Source organism: Pseudomonas sp. B13(2017) (assembly GCF_002113245.1).
Lineage (GTDB): Bacteria > Pseudomonadota > Gammaproteobacteria > Pseudomonadales > Pseudomonadaceae > Aquipseudomonas > Aquipseudomonas putida_Z.
Genome location: NZ_NEJX01000003.1, coordinates 43,208 through 68,617, shown reverse-complemented (window position 1 = coordinate 68,617; position 25,410 = coordinate 43,208). Strand labels below are relative to the sequence as shown.

Sequence of the window (25,410 nt, the reverse complement as noted above, 5' to 3'; positions counted from 1 at the left end):
CGTGTACAAGCTCGCCTTCTTCGTCCCCGCCAGCCACGTCGAAGTGGTCAAGGCCGCTGTGTTCGCCGCGGGTGGCGGGCGCATCGGTGACTATGACCACTGCGCCTGGCAGACGCTGGGCCAGGGCCAGTTCCGCCCGCTGGACGGCAGCCAGCCGTTCCTCGGGCAAACCGGCCAGGTCGAGGTGGTGGAGGAGTGGAAGGTGGAGCTGGTGGTGGCTGACGACCTGATTGCCCAGGTCGTCGCTGCACTCAAGCAGGCCCACCCGTACGAGACGCCAGCCTACGAAGTCTGGCGGCTCGCCGAGTTCTAGACCGCATCAAGGCCATCGCCGGCAAGCCAGCTCCCACAGGAATATCGCAGTCATCAGAACCTGTGATATCTCTGTGGGAGCTGGCTTGCCGGCGATAGGGCCCTACAATCCAGCCACAATCTCCTTGCCCTGCCCAGGCCGCTTCAACCACCCACAAGCCAGCAACCCCACCTCGAACAGCACCCACATCGGCACCGCCAACATCGTCTGCGAAAACACATCCGGCGGCGTCAGGATCATCCCCACCACAAAGCAGCCGACGATCACGTAGGGCCTGCTGCGCCGCAATGTAGCCACATCGGCCAACCCCACCCAGACCACGATAAACGTCGCCACCGGTATCTCGAACGCCAGCCCGAACGCCAGAAACAGCGCCAGGATGAAGTCCAGGTACTGGCTGATATCGGTCATCATCGCCACGCCCTCCGGTGTAACGCTGGCAAAGAAGCCGAACATCATCGGGAACACCAGGAAGAAGGCGAAGGCCATGCCGGCGTAGAACAGCACGATGCTCGACACCAGCAACGGCAGGGCAATGCGCCGTTCACGGCGGTACAGCCCCGGTGCCAGAAAGCCCCAGGCCTGGTGCAGCAGCAGCGGCATGGCGACGAACACTGCACACATCGCGGTCAGCTTGAACGGTGTCAGGAACGGCGAAGTGACGCTGGTGGCGATCATGCTCGCGCCTTCCGGCAAGAAGCGCCGCAGCGGTTCGGAAATCAGCGTGTACAGCGTCTGGGCGAAGGGGAACAGCCCGGCGAACACCAGCGCCACCAGCGCCAGGCAACGCACCAGGCGTTTGCGCAGGTCGCGCAGGTGTTCGGTCAGCGGCATGCTCGCCGCCGGGTCCATGGCAATGCTCATGAAAGGTTTTCCTTGGGGGGAGCGACCGTGGCCACATCATTGGCCGGCTCCGCGTTCAGGCTGATGCCTTGGCGGATCTCCTGTTCCAGGCGCTGCAAAGGCGCACTGTCGAGAGTGGGTAGCTCGACAGCGGGCAGTTCGATCTCCCGCTCCACCTGCGTGCGCAGGGCGTGCATGGCCCTGCGCGCCTGGCCCAGGCCGCGCCCGAGGGTGCGTGCCGCCACCGGCAGGCGCTCCGGGCCTAATACCAACAGCGCGACGATGCCGACCAGCAGCAACTCGCTGAAGCCTACCTCGAACATCAGGGCTGACGGTCCGCTTGCGGTTGCTGGGTACCCTGACCGGTCAGCGGGCACTTTTGCTGCACCTGCGTATGCGCTGGGGGAGTGGCGTCAGTGTCACCGCCCATGGACTTGCGAAAACCCTGGATCGCCTCGCCCACATCGCTGCCCAGGCCCTTGAGGCGCTTGGTACCAAACAGCAGGAATACGATCAGCAGTACGATCACCAGTTGCCAGATTCCAATGCCACCCATTGCGACCACTCCTGTAAGGTCATGAAAAGGAAAGACAATCCTGCCTCGCGCAGATGACGTACACATGACGAACGGTCACTGCCATCTACCTGCAATACCGGCCGTGTTGACTGGCGTCTTTATTCGGCGACAGAGGCAGGCAAGGATGGGTGGCAGGCAACAGCAGGGCGCGGCCCTGCTGATGGTGATGGTGGTGCTGGCGATGCTGGCGGCGGGCATGGCCTGGCTGGTGGAAGATGGCCGACGCCAGGTCGATGATGTGCGCCTGTTGCACCAGCGGGTGCAGGCGCGAGCGATGGAGCAGGCCGGCCTGGCCTATGCCGAGCAGGCCCTGCGTGACCCCAGCTGGCGGCTTAGCCCGCTGTTCTGGCAAGCCTTGCGCGGGCAGCCGTTGAACTACGATTTTGGCGCCGGCCAGGCGCAGTTGCGGGTGCGCGACCAGCACACCTGTTTCAACGTCAATGCGCTGCTTGGCGCTGACGGCGAGCGTGCTGCGCGCCAGTTGCGTTACCTGCTGGGCGACGACATGGCTGCCGAGCGCCTGGTCGATGCCCTGGCCGACTGGCTGGATGCCGACAGCGATACCCGCCTGCAGGGCGCCGAGAGCGCCCAGTACCTGCGCCAGCAACCACCGCGCCTGGCGGCCAACCAGCCAATGCTCGATACCAGCGAGCTGAACCTGCTACTGGAGCCGGACGCCAGCCGCCAAAGCCGTTACCCGATGCTGTGCGCCTTGCCGCAGACCAGCGGCTGGCGGCTGAATGCCAATGCCCTTGGGCTGGAGCATCTGCCATTGCTGGAGGCGCTGTATGAAGGGCGCTATCCGCGCTCGTTGCTCAGCCGCATCATCAGCGGTCGCCCGGCGTCGGGGTATGTGGATGCAACTGCGCTACGCCAGGCCTTGGGGGCGGTGGATGACGAAACCTTCGAGCGCTTGAGTGAAGGGCTGCTGCTGAACAGCGGGTATTTCCTGTTGCAGCTGTCGTTCGCGGAGGAGGGGCGGGTGATACGCAGCGAGTTCCAGGTGGAGGCGCTGGGGGTGGTGCAATGGCATGCCCGAGTGCCGGCGCAGCAGGTGCGGGTGCGCAGCCGGGAGCCGATGGTGTGGTAGGGCTTGAGATTGCCGGGGCTGCTTTGCAGCCCTATCGCCGGCAAGCCAGCTCCCACAGGGTTACCACAGCATTCAGAAGCTGTGATGGGAGCTGCACATGACTTGAATCCGATGTGGTCGAGGTGGGAGCAACTGTCTTGCTCAAATTCTAAAAGTTGGCGCAATTCCCTGTGGGAGCGGCCTTGTGTCGCGAAAGGGCTGCAAAGCAGCCCCAGCAATTTCAACTATTGCGCATCAATCCTGGGGCCGCGTTGCGGCCCTTTCGCGACACAAGGCCGCTCCCACAGGTACAGCGACAACCTCGAGAGCAACGCTGTACCTGTGGGAGCTGGCTTGCCGGCGATAGGGCCGCAAAGCGGCTCCCGTGCGCAGATCGATCAGGCGGTGCCGATCTCCCCGCCATCGATACGCTGGATCACCACCGTCGCAGCCCGCGGCCTTACCGTGGTTCCTGCCGGGGTGGCATCGGTGGCCTTGTCGGTATACGGCCAGTTCTCCGGGTGCTGGATGTTGACGAACAGCGTCTTGTTGTCCGGGGTAAAGGTAATCCCGGTCACTTCGCAGCCATTCGGCCCGACGAAGAAGCGGCGCAGGTCCACCTGGTTCTGTGCGTTCACCGGCACCTGCTTGCCGCTGGCATCCACCAGGTTGGTGGGGATCACTGCCAGCAGCTGATCGTTGGTGTAGTCGGTCACGGTGCTCTCGCCGTTGTCGGTCTCGAACCAGAGCACGCCACGGCTATCGAAGCTCATGCCGTCCGGGCTGGCGAACTGGTTCAGTTCGGTCAGGCCGGAGCGATTGATGTCGGCAGTGCCGGCAGCGTTGGCGCCGAACACGAAGATGTCCCAGGTGAAGCTCAGCTGGTCGTCGCTGTCGTGCCAGCGGATGATGTGGCCGTGACGGTTCGGGCCGCGTGGGTTGGCTGCATCGACCTTTTCTGGTGTGCGCGCGCTGTTGTTGGTCAGGGTCAGGTACACGTCGCCGTTGAGCGGGTTGACCGTGGTCCATTCCGGGCGGTCCATCGGCGTTGCGCCCACGGCATCGCCAGCACCACGGGTGTTGAGGATGATGCCCGGCAGGTCGCCATACAGTGCGCCCAAAGTGCTGCCGCCAGTGGTGGCGGTGGCCACGTCCAGCAGCAGCCATACGCCAGTGCCGTCGGCATTGAAGCGGGCCACGTAGAGCTTGCCCTGGTCGAGGTACTTGGCACCGGTGGCCAGGCGGTCGGCCGGGTTGGCGTCGGCGGCGTCCCACACCGCGGTGGACACCCACTTGTACAGGTACTCGTTGTTCGAGTCGTCACCCATGTACCACACCAGCGGCTTGCCGGCGACGGGCAGGCCCGGGGCGCAGCCTTCGTGGCGGAAGCGGCCCAGCGCCGTGCGCTTGGTGGCCAGGGTGTTGCTGTTGTACGGATCGATTTCGACGATATAGCCGTAGGTGCTGGCTTCGTTGCGGTAGTCGTCGGTGGCGCTGGCGCCTTTGACGGTGACGTCGAAACGGGCGAATTCGTCGGCCACTTCGCTGCTGTCACCGGCCGCGGTTTCCCACTTGTACTGGCCGCTGGAGGTGCCCACGCCAATGCGGCGCTGGTCTTCGGGGCGGGTGCCCTTGTTGACGAAGATGCCTGGCCAGTTCTCTTCACAGGTCAGGTAGGTGCCCCACGGGGTGTAGCCGTTGCCGCAGTTGTTGTTGGTGCCGCGGCAGTGGGTGCCAGCGGTGGAGTACTTGGTCTTGACGTGTTCGGTACCCCGCAGCGGGCCGGTGATTTCCATGCGCGAGGCGGTAGTGAAGCGGCGGTTGAGCGGGTCGTTGTCGACCACCTGCCAGCGGCCGCCGATTTTCTGCAGGCGCACCACGCCGGCGCCGTGGGCGTTGATTTCCTTGCGCACTTCCTCGACCGGGCGCTTGCCGTTCACATCGGTGGTCGGACCGGCAGGGTGCAGGGCGGCGGTGTCGATGTACTCGAAGTTGATCGCCAGCAGGCCGTCTTCGGAGCTGCCATTGATGGGGAAGAAGTGCATGCCGTCATGGTGCATGCCCATGGCGTTGGCCTGGTCGGTCGAGGTGTTGCTGCCGTCGGACTTCCACGGGTTGCCGTTGCTGTTGATCGGCGTGCCCCAGGGCGCCAGCACGTAGGCGCTGTAGCCGGCGGCAACCACGCAGGCGTCGGTGCGCGAGCCCGGGATGGACTGGAAGCCCAGTGCCAGTTTCGGCACTTCCGGCTCAGTCACGGGTGGCTCGGTGACCGGCGGCTCGGTGACCGGATCATCGTGATCGGAACCACCACCGTCGAAGCAGCCTGTCAGGCCGGTACCGGCAATCATGGCGATGGCGGCGCCCAGGCTGCCGCGCATCACGCTGCGGCGGCTCAGGTAGGCGTCCATGACGTTGGCCATCGGCAGGTTGCCGCTTTGGTTCCGGTCCAGGTTGTCGCCGGTATCTCGACTCATCAGGGTGTCCTTATGTTGGCTGAGTTAGAGGAAACCGCGACTTTAGTGCGCAAATATGATGATTCATTGGCAGAAATGTTAAGGGGGTTTTAAAACAACCTGCTCTTAGAAGCGTGCTGTACAGATCACTTTGGAATGGCTGTCGGATTTCTGCCATCAAACTGTAATGCCAACGCCGCAACATCCGGGGCCCTGAATGAACATGGATAAGGATGGCGGGTTCGATGGCAAGCAGTGTGCACAGGCGCGAAGTGATCGGCTGGATGGGTATCGGTGCTTTGGCTCCGTTGCTCGGCGCCTGCTCCGCCTTCCCTGGGCAGCAGGGCGGCAACGCCAGCCTCGACCTGCTGTATGTGGCCGATACCCTCGATGCCCGCCAGCCTGGCCAGGCGGTGGTGCCGGCAACCCGCCTGGGGCCGGTCAGCCACCTGGGCCGCGCCCCATGGATGACCGGCAGCAGTGCCAGCATCGCCTACCCGCAACTGGCGCCGCTGCTCGATACCAGCCAGGCTGCATCTGCCCAGCTGGGCGGCTACGCGGTGCTGGCGGCGTTGCTCGAGCAGCTGCGCGGCGAGGCTGGGGCGGGCAACAGCCTGACCCTGGAAAACGGCCAGGGCTGGAATGGCAGTGGCCTGGCCTACCTGACCCAAGGCGAAAGCGGCCTGCAGGGCAGCCAGCTGCTGGGCAGTGAAGCGCGGGTCAGCAGCGACGAGCGCGTGCTGTGGCCACAGCGCAGCCCGGCGCTGTATCGCCAGGCTGGCGCCGTTACCCTGGGCGCCGGGCTGGCAGACACGCAACGCCGGGCTTTGGGCCTGGAAGCCTTGCACGTCTTCGAACGCGGCGGTGCACGTATTGCCGTGGTCGGCGTGACCGACCCCTACGCCCAGGACCAGAAAGCCTCCCTTAAACAGTGGTACCAGTCATTGCAGCCGGTGTTCGAACAAGCCCGGCGCGAGGCCGACCTGGTGGTGGCCATGGCCGATGTCGGTACCGGGCCGGGCCTGTGGCTGGCCGAGCGGGTGCCGCAGATCGACGTGCTGCTGTGCGCCCGCGGCCAGGACCTGTGGCCGGCGCCGGTCGAGGTGAGCCAGGCCAGCGGCCGCCGCGTGCCGGTGCTGTTCGCCGGGTGCCGGGGCAGCGGCGCCTTCCGCTTGCGCTGCCAGCGCGTGGCCGGGCTGTGGCAGTTCGACGGGCGTTTCTTCCCGGCCTTTGAGCAATACCTGGCACCGGCCGCGCAGCAGCGTGTCGGGGCATTGCAGGCAGAATTGCGCCAGCAGCGCGCCGGCCACGCGGCCTGGCTCGATCAACCGCTGGCCCGCGCGCCCCAGGCGCTGTGGCGCCGCGACACCCGAGGTGGCAGCTGGGACCGCCTGCTGCATCAGGCCCTGGCCGACGACAGCAGCATGCCAGTGCTGCTGCCGGGCCTGCGTTACGACTACCCGCTGCCCGCCGGGGCAGCCATTACCCGCGAACACCTGATCAGCCTTACCGGCGGCTACCCGGCACCGGTGGTCGAAGCGCCGGCCCGGCAGGTAGAGCAAGTGTTGGAAAACGCCGCGGAGCAACTGTTCGGCGACCCGCTGCTGCTGGACAACAGCCAGGACCTGCCGCGCTGGCAGGGCCAGGCCTGGCGTGTCAGCTACAGCCCGCAAGGCAAGCGCATCAGTGGCCTGGAACCGGTGCAGGGCCTGTGTCGCACCTTTGGCCTGCAATTCGAAAGCCAGGCCGGCGAGCCGCTGTGGCAACGGGTCGAAGCCTGGCTCGCCCGCCAGGCGAGCGACTGGCAACTGGCGCCGCTGCAACTGCCCGAAGTGCGCTACGTGCAGGGGCACCCGGGCTGGCACCCAAGGCAACTGGCCTCGTGATGCTCGCCTCGCGCCTGCTGACTGGCGCTGGCCTGACCCTGGCCGGCTGGCTGGCCGCCCAGTGCGTGCTGCAACTGGGCCGCCAGCCGCAACCGGCCACTGCGCCCGCCGCGCCCGACAAGCCGCTGCCTGGCTTGATGGTCGGCCATTGGCAGGTACCCGTCGACGACGGCGCCATCGCCATCACCCGCCTGCCATTGCAATACCTGGGTGGCCTCAAGGCCCAGCCGCTGGCCTCCAGCGTGGTGGTGCTGCGCTATGGCGAGCAGGTGCGCACCTTGGCCCGCGGCCAGCGCCTGGCACCAGGGATCGTGCTGCAGGACATCGACAGCGATGGCCTGATTTTCAACAACCAGGGGCGGCGTGAGCGCCTGCCCTGGCCGCCACGCCCCGCCGTGACCGGCTTCAAGCGGCAAGGATGAACGATGCCTGTTAGATATTGCGTGGCGGCCGCGCTGAGCCTGGCCCTGTCCATGGCTTGTGCTGAAGAGCCGGTGTTCGACGACAACGGCACGCCCATGTACGAGGTGAACTTCGTCGACACCGAACTGGGCGAGTTCATCGATAGCGTGTCGCGCATCACCGGCACCACCTTCATCGTCGACCCCCGGGTCAAGGGCAAGGTCACCGTGCGCACCGTCGACCTGCACGACGCCGATGCCATCTACGACATCTTCCTGGCCCAGCTGCGCGCCCAGGGCTACGCCACTGTCGACCTGCCCAACGGCAGCGTGAAGATCGTTCCCGACCAGGCCGCTCGCCTGGAGCCTGTGCCGGTGGAGGCGGGAGGGCAGCAGGGGGAAGGCAGCGACAGCGTGGCCACGCGGGTATTCAATGTGCGCAACGCCGCCAGCGAGCAGGTGCTGGGCATTCTCAAACCCCTGATCGACCCACGGGTCGGTGTGATCACACCTTATCCGGCGGCGCACCAGTTGGTAGTTACCGACTGGCGCAGCAACCTGGAACGTATCGCCAGCTTGCTGCGCCAGCTCGACCGCCCCCAGGACGCACCAGGCAGCGGTAGTACCCAGGTCATCTACCTGCGCCATGCCAATGCTGGCGAAGTGGTCAAGGTTTTGCGCGGGCTCAGCCAGGAAGGCATGGCGCCCTCTGAAGGTGCGGGCGAAGCAGAGGGCAAGGACAGGCCCGTAGTGCCTGTCGCCGGAGGCTCGGGCATCCGCCTGGAATACGAAGAAGGCACCAACGCCGTGGTCATGGTCGGCCCCGACAGCGAGCTGGCCGCTTACCGCGCCATCGTCGAGCAGCTGGACATCCGCCGTGCCCAGGTAGTGGTGGAAGCGATCATCGCCGAGGTGTCCGACAGCAGCGCCCAGGAACTGGGCGTGCAGTGGCTGTTCGCTGACGAGAAGTTCGGTGCCGGCATCGTCAATTTCGGCAGCAACGGGGTAAACATCGCCAGCATCGCCGGGGCCGCTGCCAGCGGCGACAACGAGGCCCTTGGCGATTTGCTGTCCAGCACCACCGGCGCCATGGCGGGTATCGGCCATTTCGGCGGCGGCTTCAACTTCGCCATGCTGGTCAACGCGCTGAAGGGCAAGAGCGGCTTCAACCTGCTGTCCACGCCCACCCTGCTGACCCTGGACAACGCCGAGGCGTCGATCCTGGTCGGCCAGGAAGTGCCCTTCGTCACCGGATCGGTGACGCAGAACAACGCCAACCCGTACCAGACCATCGAGCGCAAGGAAGTCGGGGTGAAGCTGCGCATCAAGCCGCAGATCAACATCGACAACAGCGTGCGCCTGGACATCGTCCAGGAAGTGTCGTCGATTGCCGACACTACGGCTGCCAGCGACGTGATCACCAACAAGCGCGAGATCAAGACCAAGGTCATGGTCGAGGACAACGGCCTGGTGATCCTTGGCGGCCTGATCAGCGACGAACTGAGCACCAGCGACCAGCGTGTGCCGCTGCTTGGCGATATCCCTTACCTGGGCCGGCTGTTCCGCTCCGACGCCACCAAGAACACCAAGCAGAACCTGATGGTGTTCATCCGCCCGCGCATCCTGCGTGATGGGCCGAGCCTGGCCGGGCTCAGTGAAGACAAGTACCGCACCTTGCAGCAGACCACACCGCTGCAGTTGCCCGACCTTGCGGATGCGCAAAACGCTACGCCGTTGCTGCAGGTGTTCCCCTCCAGCCGCGCACGGCTGGAAGGCGGTGACTGGTGATGCTGCCTTATCGCCAGGCACGGCAGAGCGGGGTGGCCATGGCCCCTGCGGAGCAGGGCTGGCAGCTATGGTTGCGGCACGACGCCGATAGCGCCCAATTGCAGGAGCTGCTGCGCGTGCACGGCCAGCCCAGCCTGCTCGAATACCTGGAGCCTGCACTGTTCGACGAACGCCTCGGCCAGCTGTACCAGGCCGGCGATGCTGCCACCGAGGCGCTGATCGAAGGCATCGGCGACCAGGTCGACCTGGACAGCCTGATGAGCGAAATGCCGCGCATCGAGGACCTGCTGGAAAGCGACGACGAAGCCCCGGTGATCCGCCTGATCAACGGCCTGTTCGGCCAGGCCCTGCGCCTGCGTGCCTCGGACATCCACATAGAAACCTTCGAGCAGAGCCTGGTGGTGCGCCTGCGGGTCGATGGCCACCTGCGCGAAGTGTTGCGCCCACCGCGTGCGCTGTCGGCCATGCTGGTGTCGCGGATCAAGGTCATGGCCCGTCTGGACATCGCCGAAAAGCGCCAGCCACAGGATGGCCGCATCACCCTGCGTGCGGCGGGGCGCGAAGTGGATGTGCGGGTCTCGACACTGCCCGGCATCCACGGCGAACGGGTGGTGATGCGCGTGCTCGACAAGCAAGCCAGCCTGCTGGCGCTGGGCAACCTGGGCATGCCGGCGGCGGTGTTGCAGGGCCTGCGCAGTTGCCTGGCGCGGCCCAACGGCATCGTGCTGTCCACGGGGCCGACCGGTTCGGGCAAGACCACGACCCTGTATGCCAGCCTCAACAGCCTCAACGACGGCAGCCGCAACATCCTCACGGTCGAGGACCCGGTGGAATACGCTATCGCCGGCATCGGCCAGACCGCCATCAACCCGCGTGCCGGGCTGACCTTTGCCAGCGGCCTGCGCGCCATCCTGCGCCAGGACCCGGACGTGATCATGCTCGGCGAAATCCGTGACCAGGAGACCGCGCAGATCGCCGTGCAAGCCAGCCTCACCGGCCACCTGGTGTTGTCCACGCTGCACACCAACAGTGCGGTGGGCGCGGTGACCCGCCTGCGCGACATGGGCATCGAACCGTTCCTGATCGCCTCGTGCCTGCGCGGCGTACTGGCCCAGCGCCTGGTGCGGCGCTTGTGCAGTTGCGCCGTCGCGCACCCGCTGCAGCCGGCGGAACGCGACCTGTGGCCCGAGCTGGCGGCGCTGGGCAGCAGCTACCACGCGGTGGGCTGCGAGCAGTGCCAGGGCAGCGGGTATGTCGGGCGCCTGGGCCTGTATGAATTCATCGAGCTGGATGCCGGGCTGATCGGCCTGTTGTACGACGGCGCCAGTGAACTGGCCATGCAGGACTACCTGGCCGAGCGCCGGCAGAGCCTGGTGGCGATGGCCAGTGACTGCCTGGCCCGTGGCGAGACCAGCCTGGCCGAAGTACTACGCGTGGTGCAGGGCTGAGCCATGCCGACATATCGCTACCAGGCCGTCGACCTCGCCGGCAAGACCCACAAGGCCAGCTTGCAGGCCGACAGCGAACGTCATGCCCGTCAGTTGTTGCGTGAGCAGGGCCTGTTCGCCCGCCGCTTGCAGCGTCACGAAGCCGGCACCCGGCAACCCCGGCGCCAGCGCCTGAGCCGCGCCCAGCTGTGCGAACTGACTCGTCAGCTGGCCACCCTGACCGGTGCTGGCATCCCTCTGGTCGACGCCCTGGCAACCCTGGAACGGCAACTGCGCCAGCCCGCCCTGCACGGTGTGCTGGTGGCCTTGCGCGGCTCGTTGGCCGAAGGCCTGGGCCTGGCTCGCAGCCTGGCACGTCAGGGGGCACCGTTTACCGGCCTGTACTGCGCGCTGGTCGAGGCCGGCGAGCGGTCCGGCCGCCTGGCCCAGGTGCTGACCCGCCTCGCCGACCACCTGGAGCAGGTTCAACGACAGCAGCACAAGGCACGTACCGCGCTGATCTACCCCGCCGTGTTGATGGGGGTGTCGCTTGCCGTGGTGGTAGGCCTGATGACCTTCGTCGTACCCAAGCTCACCGAACAATTCGCCCATGCCGGGCAAAGCCTGCCGCTCATTACATCGCTGCTGATCGGCCTGAGCCAAGGGCTGGTGCAGGCCGGGCCTTGGCTTTTGGGGCTGGCCCTGTTGCTCGGCGCGCTCGGCGGCTGGTTGCTGCGCAAGCCGCACTGGTGTCTGCGCCGCGACCAGCTGCTGCTACGCCTGCCACATATCGGCAGCCTGCTTCAGGTGCTGGAAAGCGCGCGCCTGGCACGCAGCCTGGCAATCCTCAGCGGCAGCGGCGTGGCCCTGCTCGAAGCCCTGCAAGTGGCCACCGAAACCGTCGGCAACCGGCGTATCCGCCTGGCCATGGAGCAGGTGCGCCAGCAAGTTCAGGGCGGCACCAGCCTGCATCGCGCGCTGGATGCCAGCCAGCAGTTCCCGCCGCTGCTGGTGAACATGGTCGGCAGCGGCGAGGCCAGCGGCACCCTGGCCGACATGCTCGAGCGCGTGGCCGATGACCAGGAGCGCGGCTTCGCCCGCCAGGTCGATACCGCCATGGCGCTGTTCGAACCCCTGATGATCCTGGTGATGGGCGCCGTGGTGCTGTTCATCGTGCTGGCGGTGCTGTTGCCGATCATGCAACTCAACCAGGGCCTGCAACTGTGACGACAAGGAGTACTGCCATGCAGCATCGACGTAACCGCCAGCGCGGTTTCACCCTCATGGAAATCATGGTGGTGATCTTCATCATCGGCCTGCTGATCGCCGTGGTCGCGCCCAGCGTGCTGGGCAACCAGGACAAGGCCATGAAGCAGAAAGTGATGGCCGACCTGGCCACCCTGGAGCAGGCGCTGGACATGTACCGCCTGGACAACCTGCGCTTCCCCAGTAGCGAGCAGGGCCTGGCCGCGCTGGTGAAAAAACCGGCCCAGGAACCGCTGCCGCGGGCCTGGCGCAGCGACGGCTACGTGCGCCGCCTGCCGGAAGACCCGTGGGGCACCCCGTACCAGTACCGCATGCCCGGCGAGCATGGCCGGGTCGACGTGTACTCGCTGGGCGCCGACGGCCTGCCGGGCGGCGAAGGCCAGGATGCCGACCTGGGTAACTGGGAGCTGTAACGGGTGCGTCGTCAGCGGGGCTTCAGCCTGATCGAATTGCTGGTGGTGCTGGCCATCGCCGGGCTGATGACCGGATTGGCGGTGGCCGGGTTCGGCAACAGCCAGGCCAGTGTCGACCAGGCGCTGCAACGGCTGGCGAGCGAGACCCGGGCGCAGGCCGCGCTGGCCCGGCATGCCGGGCAGCTGCGCGGGCTGCGCTGGAATGGCCAGCGCCCGGAGTTCGTCCGGCGCGAGGGTAATGGCTGGGTGGTCGAAGCAGTTGCCCTTGGTGACTGGCCCAAGGGGCTGCGCCCGGACTGGCCGGCCAGCCCACAGCCGCGCCTGTTGTTCACCCCGCATGGCTGGGCGCAACCGGGCAACGTGCGCTGGCGCTGGGCTGATGGCAGCCAGCAATGGGCCTGGAGCCGCGATGGCCGCTTGCAGGTGGTGGTCGCCCCATGAAGCGGCATCAGCGTGGCTTTACCCTGCTGGAGGTGACCGTGGCCCTGGCGATCGCTGCGGTGCTGGCGGTGATCACCAGCCAGGTTTTGCGCCAGCGCCTGGCGGTGCAGGACAACCTGCAGCAACACCGCCTTGGCCTGCTATGCGCGCGAGAACTGCAAACCCGCTTTGCCGTAGAGCAGTACTGGCCAGCTGAAAACCAGGTTGGCGGTGAACTGAGCCAGGGCGGCCAGCGCTGCCACTGGCAACTGCAGCTGCGCCGCACCGGCGTACGCGACCTGCGCCGCGGCGAGCTGCTGCTGTTCGCCGACCGCGACCAGCGCCTGCCGCTTGGCCAGTACACCGTGTTCCTGGAGCGGCCATGAGTTACAGAAACCGTGAAGCTTGCGCGGCCCCTGTGGGAGCGGGCATGCCCGCGAAGCAGGCGACTCGGTGTATGGCACCGGCTGCGCCGGTGTTCGCGGGCGCGCCCGCTCCCACAGGGCGGGCGTATACCCGTCAGCCCAGTATCCAGCCTGTGAAGCAGCGACAGGCCGGCCTGCCCCTGGAGCGGCCATGAGTTACAGAGATTGTGAAGCTTGCGCGGTCCCTGTGGGAGCGGGCATGCCCGCGAAGCAGGCGACTCGGTGTATGGCACCGGCTTCGCCGGTGTTCGCGGGTGAACCCGCTCCCACAGGGAGGGCGCATACCCGTCAGCCCTGTATCCAGCCTGTGAAGCAGCGCCAGGCCGGCCTGCCCCTGGAGCGGCCATGAGTTACAGAGATTGTGAAGCTTGCGCGGCCCCTGTGGGAGCGGGCATGCCCGCGAAGCAGGCGACTCGGTGCATGGCACCGGCTTCGCCGGTGTTCGCGGGCGCGCCCGCTCCCACAGGGAGGGCGCATACCCGTCAGCCTTGGACCCTGCCGAGCAAGCACCGCCAGGCCGGCCTTACCCTGATCGAGCTGATGGTCGCCCTGGCACTCACTGCTGTGCTCGGCATCATGCTCGCCGCCCTGGTCAACGGCTGGCTCAAGGTTCGCGAGCGCCTGCAGGTCACCACCCAGGAAACCTCGGTGCTGGATTTCTGCCTGGCCTTGGAGCGTCGCTTCGATAGCCCGGTAATGCGCCGTGTCTACGACCAGCGCCTGCCCTTGGCCAGCCGCTGGCTGGACTGGCAACCGGCAAGCAACCAGTTGCTCTGGGTCGCCATCACCGGCATGCCGGAAGCCGAGGGCGGCTCGCGCCTGCAGCGCCAGCGCCTGCGCTTCGAGGCCCGCGAGCAACGCCTGCTGCTGGAAAGCTCGGCCGATCTCTATGCCGCCGCCACCCCACGCTGGGTCCAGCGCGAGCGGCTCGACCGGGTCAGCGCCATGAATGTTCTTTATTACCAGGGCGGCCGCTGGCTGGCCTGGCCTTCCGACCAACCTGCGCACCCCGGCCGTGGCGTGCGTCTGGAACTGCAGCGTGACGGAGCACCCTATGTCTGCACCTTCGCCCTCCCGTGGGGGCGCTCATGAAGTTTGAATGGCGGCGGCGTAGCCCGGCCCAGTCGTGGTTGTTGCTGCGACCGGGCGTTGTCTGGCACTGGGCGCTGGCCGAGGGCGGCCTTGTGCAACGCCATGGGCAGGGCGAGCCCCCGGCGAACTTGCAGGCCCGTGTGGCGTTGATCCTGCCTGCCGAGGCCTGCAGCTACTTCCGCGTGCCGGCACCGCCGGGGCTCAAGCGTGAAGAATGGCCGTTGTTGCTCGAAGACCGATTGCTGCAGGCCATCGACGAGGTGACATGCGCCTGCCTGGCCCGCGAGCGCGGCCATCTTCGGTTACTGGTAGTGGCCCGTCAGCAACTGGAGGACTGGCGCGGGCAGTGCGCCGAATGGGGCTTGCAGGTGGCACGTTGCTGGGCAGAACTACAGCTGCTGCCGCCCCCCGAGTCGGGACATGCCTGGCAATGGCAGCGCACACCCGGCATGTATTTGTACAAAGGGCTGGCCGAAGACAGGCAGGAGCACTGGCTGGCCTGGCCGGATGCACTGGGCGAGGTGCCACGGCAACCGTGGGCGGAGCTGCAAAAGGTTCCGCTGAGCGGCGACTGGCCCAGTACGCTGGCACCGCTCGATTCATTGCCCGGCCTGTTCGAGCGTACCCGCAAGGTGCGCTCGCTGCCGGTGGTGTCCCGGCTGCAGCAACGGCTGCTCGCTGCCTGCCTGGTACTGGCTGCCGTCTGGGGCGGGCTGTGGTTGAGCAAGCAATGGGCCCAGGCGCAATTCTGGCGCAGTCAGGTCATCGCCGTGACTGGTGAGCAGGCCAGCCCTCGGCACGCCGCGCAGGCCCTCAAGCACCTGCGCGAAAGTGAACTGCAACAGCAGCTGCGCACGCGCCAGCTCGAAGACCTGCAGACGGCGTTGCAGGCCTGGCTGCGTGACCACCCCGGCTGGCGCCTGCAAGCGGTGCGCTTCGATGGCCAGCGCTGGCACTTGCGGCTGGAAGGCGAGGGCGGTGCGCCGCCATGGAGCGACATGGCGACAGCCGCCGGGGCCTCGGTCCAGGTGCAGGACGGCCAAGTGGTGTTCGACCTGGGAGCAGCCTCATGAACCGGGACTGGATACAGCGTCATCGCTTGAAGTTCGCCTGGGCACTGATTGCCCTGTTGCTGACCTTCCTGGCCCTGCGCGCAGGCCTTGCGCAATGGCGCGAGCTCAGCCAGTGGCGCGGGCTGGCCGAACAGGCCGCCAGCCTTCAAGGCGGCCCGGGGTTGAGCCTGGAGCGGCTCCGACAGTCTGCCCAGGCGCGGCAGATCGAACTGGCCGAGGTCGATGCGCAGGGCAAGACCTGGCAACTGCGTGGGAATGTGGCCGACGAGCGAGTGCTGCAAGGCTGGTTGCAGACCCTGCGTGCAGAAGGCGTACAGCCATTGCAGTGGGGGCTGGAACAGCATGAAAAGAGATTGCGCTTCGACCTGGTGGTGCGGCCATGAGCCGAAGAAGTATGGCGTGGGTGCTGCTGGTTTTCACCGTGACATTGCTGGTGGAACTGCCGGCCAGTTGGGTGGTGCGCGGGATAGGCCTGCCAGCGCGTGAGGTCAGCGGCAGCCTGTGGCAAGGCCAGGCGCAGCAACTGGGGCCGGTCGGGCCATTGCGTTGGGTGGTGCAGCCCTGGCGCATGCAGGCGAACGCGCAGCTGGGCTTCCAGGGCCAGGCCTGGCAGTTGCGCGCCGAAGGCTGGCCATGGCGTTGGCGGCTGGAGGCGACGGCCATGGGGGCCCAGGCGACGGTGGCGACGGATTACCGCTTGGCCGGCCAGTGGCAGGGCACGTTGCGGGTGCAGGGGGCCGGGCGGCAATGCCGTGCCGGCGAAGGCCGCATGACGGTAACCGACCTTGCCCTGAGCGAGCCCTGGTCACTGGGGTTGGGGCAGGGCTGGCTGGAAATGGACTGCCGCAGCGGCTGGCATCTGCGCGGGCAGCTGGCGCAGCAGGGGCAGCATCAGTTGGCCGTGGATGCCGACCTGCCCGCGCGCCGGGCGCAGGTGGTGGTCGAGTTGCAGCCGGAGGCGGCGCTGACGCCTTTGCTGCGTGGGGTGCAGTGGCTTGGGCCCCAGGCGCTGGCAGGGCAGCGGGATTTGCGCTGGTAGACGGGTGTTACCGCCGGCAAGCTGGCTCGGCTCCTACAACCAATCAACTGTCTGGCCCAAATGCTAAAAGAGGGCACGAAGCCCGTGCCCTCCAGCGCGGCGCCTGCTTCAGTTTTTCTTGCCCTGCACACTCGAAGCCCACTGCTCACTGCGATTGTGCCCACTGGTCCTCAACAACCCCAGGTCCAGTGCATTTTCCCCATCCGCCGCACCCTTGCCCTTGGCTAGCTCGGCCACCGCCGCGCCCAAGTCCACCGGTGAGTTGGACGCATCGATCGACACATCCCGGCGATAGTCGTTACCGCTCAGTGTTTCCCGGGTAACCGAGTTGGCGTCGAGCACCACATCGCCTTTGGCCGACTGCAAGCGTGCCCCCACCAGGTGAGCGTTGCCACCAACCTGCAGGTCGATACCGTCGCTACCTTTGAGCGTGGTCTGCTGGCCTACGCTGTCGCGCTGCGCGTGCGACACGTCGAGGCTGAAGGTGGGCGAGAGCCCCGGGTCTGCCTTGCTCAGGGCGGAGCCAGCTTTTTCATTCACCTTGCTCCCCAGCGGCCCTGCCACCGAAGTGGCCGCGTTGACGTAGCCTCGCGGGTTTTTCTCCTGGCTCAGCCGGGCATCGCCTTTCACGCTCAGGGTATTGACGTTGTCCTTGCGGCTGGCGATGCGCAGGTCGCCGTCGATCACTCCATCGATACGCCCCGTTTCCAGGGTGACGCCTTCGAGGCGGGTATCGCCACGGCTTTGCAGGTCGATGCGCTCGGCGCGCAGGTCGCTGGCGTTCCAGGTGAGGTTGTCGCGCTTGTCGAGCTCCACCTTGAGGCGGCCATGCAGGCCGCGGGTGTCGAGCGCGCCCTTGGCCATGTCGAAGCCGGCGCCGGCGGTAATGTCGAGGTTGTCACGTCGCTCCTGGCTGGAGGACGCTTGCACCAGCATGCCGCCGTTCGATGCGTCGAGGGTTATCTGTTCGGCCGAGGCCTGCAGGCCTTCAAGGTGCAGGGCGATATCCTCGCGGGCGCTGCTGCCCAGGGTCACTGTGCCGTTGCTGGCGAACAGGGCATTCACCGCCTGGCGTGCCTCTTCGTCCTGCTTGCCGTGGCTGAAGTGGCCGCCGATGGCTCCGCCCTTGGTGTTGCCAGCCTTGACCGCCAGCTCCACGCCGCCGCCCATCTTGGCGCCGGTAGCGTTCTGGGTATCGCTGGCCGCCTTGACCTGCAGCCGACCACCGCTTTGCAGTTGAATGTCGCCGGTCTTGGCCTCACGGCTGCCAATGCGGGTGCCTTCGAGCAACAGATCGCCGCCACTGCTCAGCTGTACCTGGCCCTTGGCGTCGATCTGCGCCACCTGGGCCTTGCTCTGTGTGCTCTGGTTCTGGCCGTGGTCGAGGTAGCCCCGGCCATCGACGCCGGTGCTGCCCGGGCGGTTGCCGACCTTGGCCCAGGCATTGCCGTCGAGCTGGCGTGACTGCTGTTCGGTCTGGTCGTTTGCCTGTGGCAATGTCAGCGAACCGGTACTGCTGATGACCACGCTGCCTTCACCGCCATCGATGCGCGTACCTTCATAATGGCCAGAGCTGCCCAGTTGCACCTGGATGCCCTGTTGCCCATACAGGCTGCCGGGTACGGCGCTGCTGGTGCTGTCCTTTTTGTCCAGCGAGCCGCCTTTGCCGGCGGCGCGTGCATTCAGGTCTTCACCGGTGCTGGTGTCCAGGCGCACATCGCCGCCGTAGGCCAGGCGTTGCACGGTATTTTCCTGGGTGTTCTCGGCCGCCTGCATCTGGTGTTGTCGGGCCTCGATCTGCAGCTTGCCGGCGTTGGCGCGCCAGGCGGTGCCCTGGTCGGTGATGTTGTCGGCCTTGACTTCGACCTTGGCCCCGGACAACTCGCTCACCTGGGCAAAGCCGCGGCGCTGGTTTTCCAGGCGCTTGAGGTGCTCCACGGTCATGTCGGCGCCAACGCTGGGCGGCGCCATGGCGTCTTCGGGGGAGGCTTGCTGGAAGCGCGCGGCTTCTTCGCCCAGCACCAGGCGTTCGATGGGGCGGGTAAGGTCGCGGTACTCGACACTGGCGCCGAGGCTGCCCGACCAGTCGTCACGGCGTTGTTCACGTTCCTCGGTATCCTGCACCGCGCGGTTGTCGATGCGTTTGGCCGTTACCTGCAGGGTGTTGCCGGCCTTGAGGCGTGCGGCCTCTGTGACCAGTTCATCGCCATTCAGCTTCAAGTCGCCGCTGGCCTGCAATGTGCTGCGTTGCACCTTGCTATCGCGTTCGGTCTGCACCTGGCGGTTGTGATGGCCTTCGAACAAGCTGCCCAGCCGGTCGATGCCGCCGGTCACCGTCAGGCCGCCGCCACTGTTGGTGGTGCTGGTGGTTTTGTCGCGGTCGTTGCGGGTTGCCCCCAGGGTCAACTTTTTTGCCTGCACATCGAGGTCGCCTGCGACGGCCTTCACCGTGGAACCGTTGACTTGCAGGTGAGCCCCGCTGCCAAGGTTCACCGAAGCGCCCTCGAGCTCACTGGCGACCTGGCTGGTGGTGTGCTGCTTGCTGCTGGTGGTGGCGACGTCATAGGCAATGCCGGCCGAGTACTGGCGGGACTCGGGCTTGCCATCCTCGGCCTCCTGGGTCTGCTTGGCGCTGGCGGTGAAACCACGTTGCTGGTTACGGGTTTCGCGCTCGTCAACCGCTTGCGCGCTGGTAATCAGCAGGTCGCCCTTGGCCTCTACCTGCAGGTGCCCGCCCGCTGCGACCTTGGCGCCCTGGATGCGCATTTCCTCGGCGCTGGCCAGGCGCAGATTGGTGGCCGAGCTGACGTCGCTGGTAAGTACCTGTTGCGTACGCTCGGTGTTCTCGTGGTCGCTGCCAATCAGGCCGAACAGCTTGCTGTCGCTGGTACGGTCGGTGGAGGTGGTGCGGCCATGGTCGGCTTCGATGGCCAGTGCACCTTTTGTGCTGTAGAGCACCGCGTCCTCCTTGCCGTGCACGGTACTGCCCTTGATGGCAACCTGGTCAGCTACCACGGCCAGCTTGCCATCCGCCGTGACACTGCTGCCGGCAACGGCCTGGCCTTCGCTATCGTTACCCTTGCGGTCGCCAAAGAAGGTGCCGGATACCAGGTCGCCACGATAGTCGCGCCGGGTACCGCGCTCCTGCAGGGCGGTGGTACCGATGGTTGCGTCCTTGGCCTCGATCGCCATGTCGCCGCGGCTGTGCAGGCTGCTGCCTTTCACATCGACGGTATTCTTGGCCTTCAGCGTCATGCGCTGGGCCTGGAGCGCACTGCCTTGCGCGGTTTCCTTGTATTGGTCGGTATCGCTGTCACCGCGCCACAAGTCCTTGCGGTGGCGCACCTGCTCTTCGGTTTGCTGGCTGTCGATGCCGGCAGCGATAGCCAGGTTGGCGCCGCTGTCGAGGGTCAGCTCATTGCCAGCATCCACCTTGGCAGCCACCAGGCGCATGTCGTCAGCGGATTGCAGCAGCACGCCGTCCTTGCCTTGCAAGCTGCTGCCCTGTTGCTGCTGCTGGGTGGTGGTGGTTTCGCGGTTGTAGGTTTCGCGGGTGACGAACAGGAACTTCTTGTTCCAGCTGTCGCTGTCGCGCTCGATGTTCTCGCGGGTCGTGGCATCCAGCGTGAGCTTCTTGCCGGCCTTGGCCTCGATTCGCCGAGCTTGCCCATCGACGGTTTCGAGGGTCAGGTCATCGGCAGCGGTCAGCCGCAGATCGCCCTGTTCGCTGTGCAGTTCGATGGGGCTGTCGGCCTTGCCGCTGACCTGCAGGGCGCCGGCCGACTGGATGTCGACCCCGTCGATACCTAGCAGCTGCGACGCCCCCACACGCACACCGGCACCTTCTGCGGTGCTCACCACGCGAATGCGCCCGGCGCGCATGGCGCCGAACAGGCTGGCATCGATGCTGGACGGGGTGCCGGGCAGGTGCTCGACAACTTCGCCGCTGGTGCTGTCGATGCGGTTGCGACCGACGGTGATATCGATGGAGTTGCGCGCCATCAGCAGCCCTTTGCCGTCCACGCGCGGGGCGATCAGCTCGAGGGCGCCGTTGGGGTTGCGCTGGCCGCCCTCGAGCACTTGCAGGGTACCGCTGGCGTTCAGCGTGTCGAGGTACTTCAGTTGCTGGCCCTCGAACTCGGGGCTGCCCACCACGAAGCCGGCGCGTGTGGTGTTGATGAAACTGCCGCCGTTGAGGGTGATGCCATTGGGGTTGGCCAGGATGTAGTCGGCCGGGCGGCCGAAGATTTCCTGCGGCCCTTCGATCAGCGAGGCGTTGCGGCTGACCACCTCGTTGAGGATGGTCGAGGCGGCCTGGCCCTGGAATTGCGGGTTGGCCGCCAGGGCACCGGCCAGCTCCGACTGCCCGGCCAGGGTGGCATTGTTCAGCACTACCCCGGAGCGGTCGACGTTGTAGTCGAGGAACTGGTTGTGCGACAGCCCGTTGGCGTTTGGCGCGACAATATCGATGACCGGGACGCCGTGGCCGTCGTTGATGACCGGTGTGCCGCCGGGGCCGCTGGTTGCTGTCAGGCCGCCCTGGGCCAGTGCGGCGCCGGGCCCGAGCAGGGCGAGGAAGATGGCCCAGCGCAAGGTATCTGGGCGGGAAGACGACTGCGAGAGTGTTTGCATGTTCTCGTTCTCTTTGTTGTGGGTGAATCAGATGTTCAGGGCCAGTTCCACTACCCAGAAGCCAGGTTCCAGCAGCGGGCGGGGCAGGTCGCTGGCGTACAGCGCGCGTTGGTAGCCCAGGCGCAGGTGGCTGCCGGGCAGGCTCAGTTCGGCACCGGCGGTGGCCCCGGCAAGGCGTTGTGAAGGCTTGCCTTCGGCAGTGCGGGTCCAGCCCAGGTCCAGGCCGATGTAGGGGCGTACTTGCAGGGGAGCGGTCCAGCCCTCCGGCAGCGGCTGACTGACGGTGTTGCGCCAGGCGGCGCTGCTGGCACCGGAGTAGGTACGCAGGCGAAACCCGCGCACGGCCGAATCGTCGCTGACCAGCAACTGCTCGACGGCGGGTAGTGGGTCATTGCTGAATTGCAGAGCCAGCTCGCTCTGCCAGCGCCATGGGCGGCTGGCCGGGCCCTGGCGCAGGTGCAGCAGGTTGGCGCGGTACTTGCGAAAATCCGGGCGCAGGCGTTCCGCCCCCAGCGGTGAGCGGTCAGCGCCGAAGGCGTCGATACCCTGGGCGACACCGAGGTAGCCATTCCACAGGCCTCCCTGGAGCCACAGCAGGTTTATACCCGCCTCCACGGAGACCAGGGTGGGGCTCTGCTGGACGATCACCGCGCCAGCGCTGCGGTTGACCATTTGCTTGCGGTCCAGCCGGGCGCTAACGCTGAGCATGCCTTGCTGGTTGCGCCACAGTACCCGCTCGACGCTCACGCCCTGGTAGCTGCTACTGCCGTCGGCTACCTGGCGGCTGTGGGGGAGCGGCGCCTCGTAGCGCAGCTCGCTGGCGCTGAGCGCGAAGGTCCACGCGCCGTAGGGGATGCTGTAGTACAGCGAGATGCCTTGGCTTTGCCCGGGCGCATCGAGCACCGTGCCGTTCAGCGACAGGCGCAGGTCATCATTGAGGCCCAGCGGGCTGTCCAGGCCGAAGCCGAGGTTCAGGCGATGACGCCCGGTCAGGTCGCTGCCGCGGTTGTCGAAGCGGCTGTCCAGGTGCCCGCGCGAGGCCACCTTGCGCGGCTGCACGACAACCCGGGTGCCGCCCTGCAGTTCGCCGGGCAGCAATTCTGCGGACAGGTCATAAGCGCGCAGGCGGTTGAGCTGGTCGAGGCCTTGCTCCAGGGCTGGCAGGTACAGTGGCTGCCCGAGCAGGCCGGGAAAGGCGCCGGGGAGGGACAGGGGTAATTCGGGGCCGGCCATTTCGATGGACTCGACGAACCCCTCGACGATGACCAGGTTCAGCGGTGCGCCGTCTTGTGGCGGTTGCTGCAGGTAAGGCCGGCTGGTCGGGTATCCGGCCTGTACGTAGCGCTGGGTGATAGCTTTGAGTAGCCCGTTGATTTCCGCGATGCCCATGCACGGGGTAATGAACCTGCGAAGGGTTGGCGTTAGCGCCGAGTCGGAAAGCTTGCGGTTGCCGGCCACGCGTACGCCGGTGATGGCCCAGCAGCGCTGGTCGTGCGGGAGGGGGGCGGTGGTGTCGTGGCTTTCAGCCGGGGCGGGCTGGCGCTGCCAGCGTTCCAGCCGCTGTTGCTGTTCCAGCTGTTGCAGCCCGCGCTGCTGATCGCGCAGTTGCTGGCTGGCGGGGTCGTCGGCCAGCGCCCGGGTCGCGGCCAGCAAACCGGACAGGCAGCAGGTGAGCGCCCAGCAGGTGGCGCGGTGAATGTGGAACGGCATTGAAGCACCCCGCAAATGATGTACGGATTTCGTACTCGTCTGCGTGGATGCTAAAAACTAAGGGGTTCGCCTGGATGCAGTACCCGGCCTAAGCGCTTGTAAGGCGCGTTCTTGCCTGGAGGTGGGAAGCTTCCTACAGCATCAGTTGAAAGGCCCGCTATCAGGGCCGAATTTCGATCAACGTGCCATCCCGCACCAGGTCCCACACTTCCTGCATGTCGCGGTTACGCATGGCAATACAGCCGTCCGTCCAGTCCAGGGTGTGGAAGTACCACTCCGGATACTCGTCGTTGATCGGCGTGCCATGGATCATGATCATGCTGCCGGCGCTCACCCCTTCGCGGGTGGCACGGGCGGCATCGGTGATGTTCGGGTAATTGATGTGCATGGCCAGGTTGAAGCGGTCGCTCTGCTTGCGCCAGTCCAGCCAGTACAGGCCCTCGGGGGTTTTCTTGTCGCCTTCGCGCTCCTTGGCGCCCTTTGGCTGCTTGCCTAGCGAGATACGGTAGGTTTTCAGCGGTTCGCCACGGCTGATCAGCTGCAGGCGGCGCTCGGACTTGATCACCAGTACCTTGTCGATCAGCGGTTGCATGGCCTGCTGCGAAGGCGATGGGGTTTGCGCTGCCGGCTGGGGCTTGCGGATGATGGTCTCGGTGAAGGCCGCCTGGGACACCGAGGTAACGCAAAGGCAGAAAAGGGCAAGCAACCAGCGCATGTAACGGTATCCCTGAAGGCTTCTAGGTAATGGGCGAGACGTTCATCGGCGGCAGGTATTCATGGCCTATGGGGTAGTGCTGCCCGATGCGATCGCGATAGTAGCATTCTAGTGTGCGAGTGACGGTGCGGAAAGCCAGCTCGCCCCACGGTATCTCATGTTCCTCGAACAGCCGCACCTCCAGGCTTTCGACACCGACCGCGAAATCAAGGTCCGCCAATTCGGCGCGGAAGAACACGTGCACCTGGTTGATGTGTGGCAAGTCGAACAGCTGGTACAGGTTCATGCTGCCGACCCGGGCGCAGGCCTCCTCGACGGTTTCGCGACGGGCGGCCTGGTCCAGGGTTTCGCCGTTTTCCATGAAACCGGCAGGCAAGGTCCAGAAACCGCGGCGTGGCTCGATGGCGCGCCGGCACAGCAGCACCTGGCTGCCCCAGGTCGGTAACACGCCGGCTACGATGTTGGGGTTCTGGTAATGGATGGTCTGGCAAGACTCGCAGACATACCGCAGGCGGCTGTCGCCCTCGGGGATCCGCTGAGTGACCGGCTGGCCGCACGCGCTGCAGAATTTCATGTGTCGTTCCTTTTGCTCTGGGCTATCTTGGCGCGCCGGCCGTGCTGCCGCAAGCGCACGGGGCTTGGGTGCTTCGCGCCTTTGGTGCATCATGCAAGGCAGGCCTTGGATACGAGCGTGCGCAATGCTGGACGAGCTACTTCGCCGAATGAGCAACCACCAACCCGCATCACTGGAAACCGACCGGCGGTTCCCCGAAGCGGCGGTCCTCTTGCCCATTACCCGCAGCGAAGCGCCCGAACTGGTCCTGACCCTGCGCGCCAAGGGCCTGTCCACCCACGGCGGCGAAGTGGCCTTTCCCGGTGGCCGCCGCGACCCGGAAGACCCGGACCTGGTGTTCACCGCGCTACGTGAAGCCGAAGAAGAAATCGGCCTGCCGCCAGGCCTTGTGGAAGTGATCGGCCCACTCAGCCCGCTGATTTCGCTGCACGGCCTGAAAGTGACGCCATTCGTCGGGATCATCCCCGATTTTGTCGAATACCGTGCCAATGATGCCGAGATCGCGGCAGTATTCACCGTGCCGCTGGAATTCTTCCGCCAGGACCCGCGCGACCATACCCACCGTATCGATTACCAGGGGCGCAGCTGGTATGTGCCCAGCTATCGCTATGGCGAATACAAGATCTGGGGGTTGTCGGCGATCATGATCGTCGAACTGGTCAACCTGCTGTTCGATGCCGGCATCAGCCTGCACCAGCCCCCTGAGCGTTACATCGAAAACTGAGCGGGGCCAACCCCGTCGTCTGCGTTGCAGCCTGAGGAGCAAGCATGAAATACCGCCTGGGCGACCTGCGGGTCGAGAGCCACCCTACCAGTTGGGCCGCACCCAACGCCACGCTGATCGGCAATGTTCGCCTGCAGGCCGATGCCAGCGTGTGGTTTGGCGCGGTGCTGCGCGGGGACAACGAGCTGATCGACATTGGCGAGGGCAGCAACGTGCAGGATGGCACGGTGATGCACACCGACATGGGCTCGCCGCTGACCCTGGGCAAGGGCGTGACCGTTGGCCACAACGCCATGCTGCATGGTTGCACGGTGGGCGACTACAGCCTGGTAGGCATCAATGCGGTGATCCTCAATGGAGCGCGCATCGGCAAGCATTGCATCATCGGCGCCAATGCGCTGATTGCAGAAGGCAAGGAGATCCCCGACGGTTCGCTGGTGATGGGCTCGCCGGGCAAGGTAGTGCGCGAGCTGACCGAACAGCAGAAACGCATGCTCGAAGCCAGTGCCGCTCATTACGTGCACAATGCCCAGCGTTATGCACGGGAGTTGGTGGTTGACGATGAGTGAT

The 25,410-nt window shown here is 66.1% G+C and carries 24 protein-coding genes; 16 read left to right on the top strand and 8 right to left on the bottom strand.

Features of this window, described 5'->3' with window-relative positions; all coding sequences use genetic code 11:
• The first annotated feature begins 1 nt into the window (after position 1).
• The gene (locus CAG44_RS05545; RefSeq protein WP_085664542.1) at positions 2–313 is read left to right on the top strand and encodes an NGG1p interacting factor NIF3; all 312 of its coding nucleotides are present in this window, start codon (positions 2–4) and stop codon (positions 311–313) included.
• Between the two features lie 102 nt (positions 314–415).
• On the opposite strand, the gene tatC is transcribed toward CAG44_RS05545, so the two are convergent.
• From tatC to tatA, 3 genes are read right to left on the bottom strand one after another with little or no spacing between them, the layout of a single operon-like run.
• A complete protein-coding gene (gene tatC / locus CAG44_RS05540; protein ID WP_047594772.1) occupies positions 416–1,177 on the bottom strand; it encodes a twin-arginine translocase subunit TatC in 762 nt (253 codons plus the stop codon).
• Positions 1,174–1,479, bottom strand: a complete 306-nt coding sequence (tatB, locus tag CAG44_RS05535; RefSeq protein ID WP_085691733.1) for a Sec-independent protein translocase protein TatB — start codon at positions 1,477–1,479, stop codon at positions 1,174–1,176. The genes tatC and tatB overlap by 4 nt, the downstream gene beginning before the upstream one ends.
• Positions 1,479–1,712, bottom strand: a complete 234-nt coding sequence (tatA, locus tag CAG44_RS05530; RefSeq protein ID WP_085691732.1) for a twin-arginine translocase TatA/TatE family subunit — start codon at positions 1,710–1,712, stop codon at positions 1,479–1,481. Before tatA ends, tatB begins: the two co-directional genes overlap by 1 nt.
• A 145-nt stretch (positions 1,713–1,857) precedes the next feature.
• Between tatA and gspK the strand changes: the two genes are divergently transcribed.
• Positions 1,858–2,823 (top strand): type II secretion system minor pseudopilin GspK, encoded by a 966-nt coding sequence (gspK, locus tag CAG44_RS05525; RefSeq protein ID WP_085691731.1) that lies wholly within the window; start codon positions 1,858–1,860, stop codon positions 2,821–2,823.
• Positions 2,824–3,200: 377 nt separating this feature from the next.
• On the opposite strand, the gene CAG44_RS05520 is transcribed toward gspK, so the two are convergent.
• The gene (locus tag CAG44_RS05520; protein WP_085691730.1) at positions 3,201–5,276 is read right to left on the bottom strand and encodes a PhoX family phosphatase; all 2,076 of its coding nucleotides are present in this window, start codon (positions 5,274–5,276) and stop codon (positions 3,201–3,203) included.
• 224 nt (positions 5,277–5,500) lie between these two features.
• Here CAG44_RS05520 and CAG44_RS05515 point away from each other — a divergent pair, with 224 nt between their 5' ends.
• From CAG44_RS05515 to CAG44_RS05445, 12 genes are all read left to right on the top strand, one after another.
• Positions 5,501–7,141 carry a lipoprotein UxpA gene (locus CAG44_RS05515; protein ID WP_085691729.1) on the top strand — a complete coding sequence of 547 codons (1,641 nt, stop codon included), beginning with the start codon at positions 5,501–5,503 and terminating at the stop codon, positions 7,139–7,141.
• A complete protein-coding gene (locus tag CAG44_RS05510) occupies positions 7,138–7,563 on the top strand; it encodes a pilus assembly protein PilZ (RefSeq protein WP_176240886.1) in 426 nt (141 codons plus the stop codon). Before CAG44_RS05515 ends, CAG44_RS05510 begins: the two co-directional genes overlap by 4 nt.
• Positions 7,564–7,566: 3 nt before the next feature.
• Positions 7,567–9,330: a type II secretion system secretin GspD gene (gspD, locus tag CAG44_RS05505; protein WP_170929285.1), complete on the top strand. Its 1,764-nt coding sequence runs from the start codon at positions 7,567–7,569 to the stop codon at positions 9,328–9,330.
• On the top strand, positions 9,330–10,778 hold the full coding sequence (locus CAG44_RS05500; RefSeq protein ID WP_085691727.1) for a GspE/PulE family protein: 1,449 nt from the start codon (positions 9,330–9,332) through the stop codon (positions 10,776–10,778). Before gspD ends, CAG44_RS05500 begins: the two co-directional genes overlap by 1 nt.
• A 3-nt stretch (positions 10,779–10,781) precedes the next feature.
• Entirely contained in the window at positions 10,782–11,984 is a 1,203-nt protein-coding gene (gene gspF, locus CAG44_RS05495) for a type II secretion system inner membrane protein GspF (RefSeq protein WP_025337899.1), read from the top strand.
• Positions 11,985–12,001: 17 nt separating this feature from the next.
• The gene (gspG, locus tag CAG44_RS05490) at positions 12,002–12,436 is read left to right on the top strand and encodes a type II secretion system major pseudopilin GspG (protein WP_013971171.1); all 435 of its coding nucleotides are present in this window, start codon (positions 12,002–12,004) and stop codon (positions 12,434–12,436) included.
• A gap of 3 nt (positions 12,437–12,439) precedes the next feature.
• Positions 12,440–12,877 (top strand): type II secretion system minor pseudopilin GspH, encoded by a 438-nt coding sequence (gspH, locus tag CAG44_RS05485; RefSeq protein ID WP_085587583.1) that lies wholly within the window; start codon positions 12,440–12,442, stop codon positions 12,875–12,877.
• Complete coding sequence (locus CAG44_RS05480; protein ID WP_015269126.1) at positions 12,874–13,242, top strand: type II secretion system protein GspI; 369 nt, start codon at positions 12,874–12,876, stop codon at positions 13,240–13,242. The genes gspH and CAG44_RS05480 overlap by 4 nt, the downstream gene beginning before the upstream one ends.
• Positions 13,243–13,701: 459 nt before the next feature.
• The gene (locus CAG44_RS05460; RefSeq protein ID WP_085587587.1) at positions 13,702–14,373 is read left to right on the top strand and encodes a prepilin-type N-terminal cleavage/methylation domain-containing protein; all 672 of its coding nucleotides are present in this window, start codon (positions 13,702–13,704) and stop codon (positions 14,371–14,373) included.
• A complete protein-coding gene (gspL, locus tag CAG44_RS05455; RefSeq protein ID WP_085691847.1) occupies positions 14,370–15,446 on the top strand; it encodes a type II secretion system protein GspL in 1,077 nt (358 codons plus the stop codon). Before CAG44_RS05460 ends, gspL begins: the two co-directional genes overlap by 4 nt.
• Entirely contained in the window at positions 15,443–15,829 is a 387-nt protein-coding gene (gene gspM / locus CAG44_RS05450; RefSeq protein ID WP_085691724.1) for a type II secretion system protein GspM, read from the top strand. The genes gspL and gspM overlap by 4 nt, the downstream gene beginning before the upstream one ends.
• A complete protein-coding gene (locus CAG44_RS05445; RefSeq protein WP_085691723.1) occupies positions 15,826–16,485 on the top strand; it encodes a type II secretion system protein N in 660 nt (219 codons plus the stop codon). The genes gspM and CAG44_RS05445 overlap by 4 nt, the downstream gene beginning before the upstream one ends.
• 108 nt (positions 16,486–16,593) lie before the next feature.
• Here CAG44_RS05445 and CAG44_RS05440 read toward each other — a convergent pair whose 3' ends face one another.
• The 4 genes from CAG44_RS05440 to CAG44_RS05425 all read right to left on the bottom strand — a co-directional run bounded on the left by CAG44_RS05440 (position 16,594) and on the right by CAG44_RS05425 (position 24,116).
• Positions 16,594–21,117: a hemagglutinin repeat-containing protein gene (locus tag CAG44_RS05440; protein ID WP_085691722.1), complete on the bottom strand. Its 4,524-nt coding sequence runs from the start codon at positions 21,115–21,117 to the stop codon at positions 16,594–16,596.
• A 27-nt stretch (positions 21,118–21,144) separates the two neighbouring features.
• The gene (locus CAG44_RS05435) at positions 21,145–22,827 is read right to left on the bottom strand and encodes a ShlB/FhaC/HecB family hemolysin secretion/activation protein (protein WP_085691721.1); all 1,683 of its coding nucleotides are present in this window, start codon (positions 22,825–22,827) and stop codon (positions 21,145–21,147) included.
• A 160-nt stretch (positions 22,828–22,987) separates the two neighbouring features.
• Positions 22,988–23,542, bottom strand: coding sequence for a murein L,D-transpeptidase family protein (locus CAG44_RS05430; RefSeq protein WP_025337906.1), 555 nt, complete (start codon positions 23,540–23,542; stop codon positions 22,988–22,990).
• A gap of 22 nt (positions 23,543–23,564) precedes the next feature.
• Complete coding sequence (locus CAG44_RS05425; protein ID WP_085587598.1) at positions 23,565–24,116, bottom strand: NUDIX hydrolase; 552 nt, start codon at positions 24,114–24,116, stop codon at positions 23,565–23,567.
• A gap of 124 nt (positions 24,117–24,240) precedes the next feature.
• On the opposite strand from CAG44_RS05425, the gene CAG44_RS05420 reads away from it, so the two are divergent.
• Positions 24,241–24,840, top strand: a complete 600-nt coding sequence (locus tag CAG44_RS05420) for a CoA pyrophosphatase (protein WP_085691720.1) — start codon at positions 24,241–24,243, stop codon at positions 24,838–24,840.
• Positions 24,841–24,884: 44 nt separating this feature from the next.
• On the top strand, positions 24,885–25,409 hold the full coding sequence (locus CAG44_RS05415; RefSeq protein ID WP_060483639.1) for a gamma carbonic anhydrase family protein: 525 nt from the start codon (positions 24,885–24,887) through the stop codon (positions 25,407–25,409).
• Position 25,410 lies beyond the last annotated feature (1 nt).

Bases quoted from the DNA above. Each gene is read 5' to 3' on its own strand.
- gspL (WP_085691847.1), top strand. From the start codon at position 14,370: ATGAAGTTTGAATGGCGGCGGCGTAGCCCGGCCCAGTCGTGGTTGTTG.
- gspD (WP_170929285.1), top strand. From the start codon at position 7,567: ATGCCTGTTAGATATTGCGTGGCGGCCGCGCTGAGCCTGGCCCTGTCC.
- CAG44_RS05445 (WP_085691723.1), top strand. From the start codon at position 15,826: ATGAGCCGAAGAAGTATGGCGTGGGTGCTGCTGGTTTTCACCGTGACA.
- CAG44_RS05425 (WP_085587598.1), bottom strand. From the start codon at position 24,116: ATGAAATTCTGCAGCGCGTGCGGCCAGCCGGTCACTCAGCGGATCCCC.
- gspM (WP_085691724.1), top strand. From the start codon at position 15,443: ATGAACCGGGACTGGATACAGCGTCATCGCTTGAAGTTCGCCTGGGCA.
- gspF (WP_025337899.1), top strand. From the start codon at position 10,782: ATGCCGACATATCGCTACCAGGCCGTCGACCTCGCCGGCAAGACCCAC.
- CAG44_RS05415 (WP_060483639.1), top strand. From the start codon at position 24,885: ATGAAATACCGCCTGGGCGACCTGCGGGTCGAGAGCCACCCTACCAGT.
- CAG44_RS05440 (WP_085691722.1), bottom strand. From the start codon at position 21,117: ATGCAAACACTCTCGCAGTCGTCTTCCCGCCCAGATACCTTGCGCTGG.
- tatA (WP_085691732.1), bottom strand. From the start codon at position 1,712: ATGGGTGGCATTGGAATCTGGCAACTGGTGATCGTACTGCTGATCGTA.
- CAG44_RS05500 (WP_085691727.1), top strand. From the start codon at position 9,330: ATGCTGCCTTATCGCCAGGCACGGCAGAGCGGGGTGGCCATGGCCCCT.
- gspG (WP_013971171.1), top strand. From the start codon at position 12,002: ATGCAGCATCGACGTAACCGCCAGCGCGGTTTCACCCTCATGGAAATC.
- tatB (WP_085691733.1), bottom strand. From the start codon at position 1,479: ATGTTCGAGGTAGGCTTCAGCGAGTTGCTGCTGGTCGGCATCGTCGCG.
- tatC (WP_047594772.1), bottom strand. From the start codon at position 1,177: ATGAGCATTGCCATGGACCCGGCGGCGAGCATGCCGCTGACCGAACAC.
- CAG44_RS05430 (WP_025337906.1), bottom strand. From the start codon at position 23,542: ATGCGCTGGTTGCTTGCCCTTTTCTGCCTTTGCGTTACCTCGGTGTCC.
- CAG44_RS05480 (WP_015269126.1), top strand. From the start codon at position 12,874: ATGAAGCGGCATCAGCGTGGCTTTACCCTGCTGGAGGTGACCGTGGCC.
- CAG44_RS05460 (WP_085587587.1), top strand. From the start codon at position 13,702: ATGGCACCGGCTTCGCCGGTGTTCGCGGGCGCGCCCGCTCCCACAGGG.
- CAG44_RS05420 (WP_085691720.1), top strand. From the start codon at position 24,241: ATGCTGGACGAGCTACTTCGCCGAATGAGCAACCACCAACCCGCATCA.
- gspK (WP_085691731.1), top strand. From the start codon at position 1,858: ATGGGTGGCAGGCAACAGCAGGGCGCGGCCCTGCTGATGGTGATGGTG.
- CAG44_RS05435 (WP_085691721.1), bottom strand. From the start codon at position 22,827: ATGCCGTTCCACATTCACCGCGCCACCTGCTGGGCGCTCACCTGCTGC.
- CAG44_RS05515 (WP_085691729.1), top strand. From the start codon at position 5,501: ATGGCAAGCAGTGTGCACAGGCGCGAAGTGATCGGCTGGATGGGTATC.
- CAG44_RS05520 (WP_085691730.1), bottom strand. From the start codon at position 5,276: ATGAGTCGAGATACCGGCGACAACCTGGACCGGAACCAAAGCGGCAAC.